Source organism: Hyphomonas atlantica corrig., assembly GCF_000682715.1.
Lineage (GTDB): Bacteria > Pseudomonadota > Alphaproteobacteria > Caulobacterales > Hyphomonadaceae > Hyphomonas > Hyphomonas atlantica.
This window is the reverse complement of record NZ_AWFH01000012.1, coordinates 307924-315942: the sequence shown is the minus strand read 5'-3', so window position 1 is coordinate 315942 and position 8019 is coordinate 307924. Positions and strand designations below refer to the sequence as shown.

The window sequence follows — 8019 nt, the reverse complement described above, 5'->3', positions numbered from 1 at the left end:
CAAACTTTGCCTTGGCCATCGGGCCTCTCCTTTAGTCTAAATTCAGGGCCGGATATCCGGCCACAATTGCTTAAGAACCAGCGACTTCCGAAATGATCTTCTGGGCTTCGGCACGTGGCACTTCATCATAGTGATCGAAGAGCATCGTGAACTGGGCGCGACCCTGCGACATGCCGCGAAGGTCAGACACGTAACCAAACATGTTGACCAGCGGGACGAAGGCCTTGATCGCGACAGCGTTGCCGCGTGGCTCGGATCCCTGAATCTGACCCCGACGGGAGTTCAGGTCACCAATCACGTCACCCATATAGTCTTCCGGCGTGACAACTTCCACTGCCATGACCGGTTCCATCAGGCGCGGATCGCCCTGGCCTTTCAGTTCGCGGAACGCAGCGCGCGACGCGATTTCGAAGGCGAGAACCGATGAGTCCACATCGTGGAACGCACCGTCGACCAGCGTGGCCTTGAAGTCCGTAACCGGATAGCCAGCCAGAAGGCCGTTTTCCTTGGCGCTTTCCAGACCTTTTTCGACGCCCGGGATGTATTCCTTCGGAACCGCACCACCGACGATCTTGCTTTCGAAGATAAAGCCAGAGCCGGATTCGAGCGGTTCGAACTCCAGTTTGACGCGAGCAAACTGACCGGTACCACCGGACTGCTTCTTGTGCGTGTAGTCGATCTCTGCACCGCGGCCGATCTTCTCACGGTAAGCCACCTGCGGCTGACCGATATTGGCCTCAACCTTGAATTCGCGCTTCAGGCGGTCGATCAGGATGTCGAGGTGAAGCTCGCCCATGCCTTTCATGATCGTCTGACCGGATTCGTGGTTCGTCTCGACCTGGAAGGACGGGTCTTCTGCGGCGAGGCGCTGCAGACCAACCGACATCTTCTCCTGGTCAGCCTTGGATTTCGGCTCAACCGCGATCTCGATCACCGGATCCGGGAAGGTCATGGTTTCCAGAACGACTGGCTTGTTCGGGTCACAGACCGTGTCGCCGGTCGTGGTTTCCTTCAGGCCGGCGATGGCCACGATGTCACCTGCGAAGGCTTCCGTGATCTCGTCCTGCTTGTTGGAGTGCATCATGACCATACGGCCGACGCGCTCTTTCTTGCCCTTCGTGGAGTTCATGAAGCTGTCGCCCTTGGAGAGCGTACCGGAATAGATCCGCGTAAAGGTCAGCGTACCCATGTAAGGGTCGTTCATGATCTTGAAGGCAAGACCGGAAAATGGCTGGCTGTCGTCAGCCTTACGCTCGATGTTGCGGACTTCGTCCTCGTCGCCCGGTGCAAAGCCCATGTAAGGCGGCACGTCGAGCGGACCTGGCAGGAAATCGATCACGGCGTTCAGCATCGGCTGGACACCTTTGTTCTTGAACGCGGAACCACACAGAACCGGCACGAAGGACAGGCTCAGCGTGCCCTTCCGGATCAGCGTGCGAAGCGTGGCTTCGTCCGGCTCGTTGCCTTCCAGATAGGCTTCCATCGCGGCGTCGTCCATTTCGACGGCGATTTCGATGAGCTCAGCGCGCATCTCTTCAGCCTTGTCCTTCAGCTCAGGACGGATGTCGCGGATTTCCCAGCTTGCGCCGAGATCTTCACCGGCCCAAACCCATTCCTTCATGGTGATCAGGTCGACATGGCCTTCCAGCTCGTTCTCAGCGCCGATCGGCATCTGGATCGGAGCCGGGATCGCACCGGTGCGGTCCTTGATCATCTCGACGCAGTTGAAGAAGTCAGCGCCGATCTTGTCCATCTTGTTGACGAACACGATGCGCGGAACCTTGTAGCGGTCAGCCTGGCGCCAAACGGTTTCCGTTTGCGGCTCAACACCGGCGTTCGCGTCCAGCACGCAGACCGCGCCGTCCAGAACAGCCAGGGAGCGCTCGACTTCGATGGTGAAGTCAACGTGTCCGGGCGTATCAATGATGTTGAAGCGGAACTTGGCTTCCTCTGGCGTGTCGCCATAGATGCCAGTCGGCGTCTTGCCGTCTTCGGTGCGGAACCAGAACGTCGTGGTCGCAGCGGACGTGATCGTGATGCCACGCTCCTGCTCCTGCTCCATCCAGTCCATCGTGGCGGCGCCATCGTGGACCTCACCGATCTTGTGAGACTTACCGGTGTAGTAGAGGATGCGTTCGGTCGTGGTCGTTTTACCAGCATCAATGTGAGCCATGATGCCGAAGTTACGATAGCGATCCAGCGTGTATTCGCGGGCCATGAGATAAACCTTCGTGTCTGGTTTCCGGGAGGAAGTTCGGAGCGATTTTCGGGCGCGTTACCCGCAATCGCTCCTCAGTTCCAGTGCTGATTACCAGCGGTAGTGTGAAAACGCCTTGTTGGCGTCTGCCATACGGTGGGTGTCTTCCCGCTTTTTCACGGCGTTGCCGCGGCCCTGGGAGGCATCCATCAGTTCGCCAGCGAGGCGCTCACGCATGGTGTTCTCGTTGCGGCCTGCAGCAGCAGCGGCCAGCCAGCGAATGGCCAGGGCCTGACGGCGCTCAGTACGAACTTCAACCGGAACCTGGTAGGTTGCACCACCAACACGGCGGGAGCGAACCTCAACAGCCGGGGCAACAGCTTCCAGTGCTTCGTGGAAAACCTCGACAGGGTTCTTCTTTGCGCGGCCTTCGACCAGGTCAAACGCACCGTAAACGATACGCTCGGCAACGGACTTTTTACCGTCGCGCATGATCTGGTTCATGAACTTGGAAACAACCACGTCCTTGAACTTCGGATCCGGAAGAACTTGGCGCTTCTCAGCGGAGTGACGACGAGACATGCTTCGGCTTCCTTATTTCGGCTTCTTCGCACCGTAGTGCGAACGACGTTGCTTACGGTCTTTGACTGGTTGGGTATCGAGGGCACCACGCACGATGTGGTAGCGCACACCCGGAAGGTCTTTCACACGGCCGCCGCGGATCAGCACCACAGAGTGCTCCTGCAGGTTGTGGCCTTCACCCGGAATGTAGCACAGCGATTCGAAACCAGACGTCAGGCGAACCTTGGCCACTTTACGAAGCGCGGAGTTCGGCTTCTTAGGCGTCGTCGTGTAAACGCGCGTGCACACGCCGCGGCGTTGTGGGCAGGCCTTGAGGGCCGGTGTCTTGGTACGCGTCGGCTTTGGCTGACGCGGCTTGCGAATGAGCTGTTGAATCGTTGGCATTCGGGCCTTCTGTCTCTTCTGATATCAAATGGCCCGATGGGCCGGTAACGGATTGTGCCCCGAATGCCGCGATTGGCCTCCGGGACGGACGAAAACTTGGGGGCCAGATTGACCGAAACCACCTGTTCCGGTGCGGCAGTCAGCCTTTTCAAGCCTTCCGCCTCTCTGGCGATTGGTGGCGTGTAAGCCTCTCAGGCGCTGGCGTCAAGGGCATGCTGCTGTCTGGCTACAGCTGTTTCGGTGCCGTGACGGTCTGGTCAAAAGGGCAAACCGATCCGCTGCACGCAAGCCGTCTCTGCATCAGACCCCTCACCCGCCCGGAGACGGGCCTCCAGAGCCGCCAGATCAGGGTCTGTCACCTCCCCTTCCGAAGACGCGAAATCGCCCGTCCGCAACAGGTCGCGGCAGTCGCTGCGGGCCCACGAATCCAGCGTCAGGAACGCAATCACCCCAATGGCCAGCACGGCGCAGGCGGCCCCGATCATGTCTTTCCGGTCAAAATGGCTGTCTCGCATGAGGCACTCCGATGGGTCGGGACTTCCTGCCCCAAACGCAGGAAAGCCTGCCGAAACTGGCAGGCTTTCCAATTGGGTTCAAGCTGGACAGCTGGCCTATTCGGCCGGTGTCTCGGCTTCTGGTGCCGGCAGGGCGGCCGGGGTTTCCAGCGCTTCCTGCTCCTTGGCCGCAGCAGCAGCCCGCTTGGCGCGGAGCTTGTTGTCGCGATCGGCAGCCACGCGGCGGAACTGGCGGATGCCACCACCGGTACCGGCCGGGATCAGGCTGCCGACGATGATGTTCTCCTTGAGACCTTCCAGCGTGTCGACCTTGCCCATGATCGCCGCCTCGGTGAGGACGCGGGTGGTTTCCTGGAACGAGGCAGCCGACAGGAAGCTGCGGGTCTGCAGGGACGCCTTCGTGATACCGAGCAGAAGCGGAATGGCTTTCGCCTCTTCCTGGTCCTTCTTGCGGGACTTGCGTACCGCTTCGTTGGCCTGTTCGAACTCGATCACGTCGACATGCTCGCCCTTGATCAGGCCCGTGGAGCCCGGATCGGTGATTTCCACCTTCTGCAGCATCTGACGCACGATGACTTCGATGTGCTTGTCGTTGATCGGCACGCCCTGCAGGCGATAGACCTTCTGCACTTCGTCGATCAGGTAGTTGGCCAGCGCCTCTACGCCCAGCGTCAGCAGGATGTCCTGCGGGGCCGGGTTACCGTCCATGAGGTATTCACCACGCTTGATGAAGTCCCCATCCTGAACGGCAAGGTGCTTGCCTTTCGGCACCAGGTAATCGATCTGCTCCCGATCTTCCTCCAGCGGAACGATAGAGACGCGGCGCTTGTTCTTGTAGTCGCGACCGTAGACGACCTTGCCGTCGACTTCCGCGATGATGGCGTGGTCCTTCGGACGACGCGCTTCGAACAGTTCAGCCACACGCGGCAGACCACCGGTAATGTCCTTGGTCTTCGCACCACCGGTCGTGACACGGGCAATCGTGTCACCGGCAGCAATCGTGTCGCCGTCACCGACAGACAGGATGGCCCCAACGGAGAGGAGATAGACCGCATCGCTGCCATTCGGCAGTTTCACCGGCTCGCCATTGTCGCCAACGATCTGGACGGACGGCTTGATGTCAGCCGACTTGGTCGCAGAGCGCCAGTCGATGATGACGCGCGAGGAGATACCCGTCGCTTCGTCTGTCTCTTCGCGAACGGACACGCCGTCGATCACGTCGACCAGCTTGATCTGTCCACTGACTTCGGAAACGATTGGCTGGGCGAATGGGTCCCAATCGGCGAGCAGCGTACCGGCTGGCACCTTCTCACCGTCTTTCACCATCAGGCGCGTACCATAGGCCGGGCGGAAGGACTGACGGGTACGGCCATCGCCGTCCACCAGTTCCACCTGCATACGGCGGCCGACAACAACCAGCGTCTTGTCCTTGCGGGTCACGAACTCGGCATCCTTGAAGCGGATCGTGCCTTCGAAGCTCGATTCGACAGAGGACTGGTCCGCCACCTGCGCCGCACCACCGATGTGGAACGTCCGCATGGTGAGCTGTGTACCCGGCTCACCGATGGACTGGGCCGCGATGACACCAACCGCTTCACCGCGGTTGACGACGGTACCGCGCGCCAGGTCACGACCGTAGCATTGAACACAGATACCGTTTTTGGTTTCGCAGGTCAGTGGCGAACGTGCCTTGATCATATCGACACCGGCCTTCTCGATCGTATCGGCCAGTTCTTCGTCGATATAGGTGTTGGCCGGAACGACCAGCTCGCCGTCGACATTCTTCACGTCCGTAGCCGTCACACGGCCCAGGATGCGCTCTGCCAGGGAGACGACCACGTCGGCGCCTTCCAGGACAGCAGAGATGTCGATGCCATTCTCCGTGCCGCAATCATCTTCGTTGATGATGCAGTCCTGAGCCACGTCAACGAGACGGCGGGTCAGGTAACCCGAGTTCGCCGTCTTCAGAGCCGTATCAGCCAGACCCTTACGGGCACCGTGCGTCGAGTTGAAGTATTCAAGAACGGTCAGACCTTCCTTGAAGTTCGAGATGATTGGCGTCTCGATGATCTCACCCGACGGCTTGGCCATCAGGCCGCGCATACCGGCCAGCTGTTTCATCTGGTTCTTCGAACCCCGCGCACCGGAGTCGGCCATCATGTAGATCGAGTTGACCTGGGCCTTGCGGTCGCCCTTGGCAGCCTGTGCCTCGGCGGCCGAGTCCATCATGGCGTCAGCAACCTTGTCGGTACAGGTCGACCAGGCGTCGACCACCTTGTTGTACTTCTCACCACGCGTGATCAGACCATCAGCATACTGGCGTTCGTACTCGGAAACCTGTTCCTTGGTTGCGTCGACCAGTTTCTGCTTGGCGGCCGGGATGACCATGTCATCCTTGCCGAACGAGATGCCGGCTTTCGCAGCTTCGCGGAAGCCCAGCTCCATCATCTTGTCACAGAAGATCACCGTCGCCTTCTGTCCGCACAGGCGATAGACTTCGTCGATGATCTTGGAGATCGTCTTCTTGGTCATCGTCGTGTTGACGAGGTCAGGCTGGATGCCCTTCATGCGTGGCAGGATGTTGGCGATCATGAAGCGACCCGGCGTGGTGTCGATCACGCGGCGCCACGGATTGCCCTCATCATCCACGCCCTCATACATCGCCTTCACCTTGGAGTGCAGGCTGACGAGGCCGTTGTCGATGGCTTGTTCGATCTCTGCGACGTCCGTGAACATCATGCCCTCGCCCGGCTCGCCATCGCGGTCCAGGGACAGGTAGTAGAGACCCAGAACAATGTCCTGAGACGGAACGATGATCGGCTTGCCGTTCGCTGGCGACAGGATGTTGTTGGTGGACATCATCAGGACGCGCGCTTCCAGCTGGGCCTCAAGGCTCAGCGGCACGTGCACGGCCATCTGGTCACCGTCAAAGTCGGCGTTGAACGCGGCACAGACCAGCGGGTGAAGCTGGATGGCCTTGCCTTCGATCAGCTTCGGCTCGAATGCCTGGATACCCAGACGGTGCAGCGTCGGCGCGCGGTTCAGCAGAACCGGGTGCTCGCGGATCACCTCGTCCAGGATATCCCAGACTTCCGGCTTTTCCTTCTCGACCAGCTTCTTCGCCGCCTTGACCGTACCGGCCAGGCCCTTGGCGTCGAGGCGCGCATAGATGAACGGCTTGAACAGTTCCAGCGCCATCTTCTTCGGCAGGCCACACTCGTGCAGCTTCAGGCTCGGGCCAACCACGATGACCGAACGGCCGGAATAGTCGACGCGCTTACCGAGCAGGTTCTGACGGAAGCGGCCCTGCTTGCCTTTCAGCATGTCGGACAGCGATTTCAGTGGGCGCTTGTTGGTGCCCGTGATGGTGCGGCCACGACGGCCATTGTCGAACAGGGCGTCGACGGATTCCTGCAGCATCCGCTTTTCGTTCCGGATGATGATGTCCGGCGCGCGAAGCTCCATCAGGCGCTTCAGGCGGTTGTTCCGGTTGATCACCCGGCGATACAGGTCGTTGAGGTCAGAGGTCGCGAAGCGGCCACCGTCCAGCGGCACCAGCGGGCGCAGATCCGGCGGGATCACCGGGATGACCTGCATGATCATCCATTCCGGCTTGGCGCGCGACATCAGGAAGGCGTCGACCACTTTCAGGCGCTTCGACAGCTTCTTCGTCTTCAGTTCGGACGTCGACTCGGCGAGTTCCTCGCGCAGCGTCTCGGCCAGAACCGGCAGGTCCAGGCCCTGAAGCAGTTCGCGGATGGCTTCCGCACCGATCATGGCGGTGAACGCGTCCTCGCCAAGCTCGTCCTGCTTGTCCATGTATTCTTCTTCGGTGAGCAGCTGCAGCGGCTCAAGCTCGGTCAGGCCCGGCTCGACCACGATGTAGCTCTCGAAGTAGAGCACGCGCTCCACATCCTTCAGCGCCATGTCCAGCAGCGCGGAAATCCGGGACGGCAGCGACTTCAGGAACCAGATGTGGGCAACCGGTGCAGCCAGGTCGATGTGGCCCATGCGCTCACGGCGCACGCGCGCCAGGGTCACTTCAACGCCGCACTTCTCACAGGTGATGCCGCGATACTTGATGCGCTTGTACTTGCCGCAAAGGCACTCATAGTCCTTCGTCGGTCCGAAGATACGGGCACAGAAAAGACCGTCCCGCTCCGGCTTGAAGGTCCGGTAGTTGATGGTTTCAGGTTTCTTGATCTCGCCCGAAGACCAGGACCGGATCTTTTCCGGGCTGGCAATCGAGATCCGGATCGCCTCAAAAGTCGGCGACGGGGTATTCGGGTTGAAAATGCTGGCGACGTCCTGGCGCATGGGTGTCTGCTCCTTGGGTGGGCG

The 8019-nt window shown here is 60.3% G+C and carries 5 protein-coding genes; all 5 read right to left on the bottom strand.

Going from position 1 to position 8019, the window contains the following annotated elements:
* Positions 1-70: 70 nt before the first annotated feature.
* The 5 genes from fusA to rpoC all read right to left on the bottom strand — a co-directional run bounded on the left by fusA (position 71) and on the right by rpoC (position 7995).
* Positions 71-2218 (bottom strand): elongation factor G, encoded by a 2148-nt coding sequence (gene fusA, locus HY36_RS08835; RefSeq protein ID WP_035551248.1) that lies wholly within the window; start codon positions 2216-2218, stop codon positions 71-73.
* A gap of 90 nt (positions 2219-2308) precedes the next feature.
* Complete coding sequence (gene rpsG / locus HY36_RS08830; RefSeq protein WP_027837381.1) at positions 2309-2779, bottom strand: 30S ribosomal protein S7; 471 nt, start codon at positions 2777-2779, stop codon at positions 2309-2311.
* Between the two features lie 12 nt (positions 2780-2791).
* The gene (gene rpsL / locus HY36_RS08825; RefSeq protein WP_027837380.1) at positions 2792-3163 is read right to left on the bottom strand and encodes a 30S ribosomal protein S12; all 372 of its coding nucleotides are present in this window, start codon (positions 3161-3163) and stop codon (positions 2792-2794) included.
* 257 nt (positions 3164-3420) lie between these two features.
* Positions 3421-3678: a hypothetical protein gene (locus HY36_RS08820; RefSeq protein WP_035551246.1), complete on the bottom strand. Its 258-nt coding sequence runs from the start codon at positions 3676-3678 to the stop codon at positions 3421-3423.
* Between the two features lie 96 nt (positions 3679-3774).
* The gene (gene rpoC, locus HY36_RS08815; protein ID WP_035551243.1) at positions 3775-7995 is read right to left on the bottom strand and encodes a DNA-directed RNA polymerase subunit beta'; all 4221 of its coding nucleotides are present in this window, start codon (positions 7993-7995) and stop codon (positions 3775-3777) included.
* Positions 7996-8019: the final 24 nt, after the last annotated feature.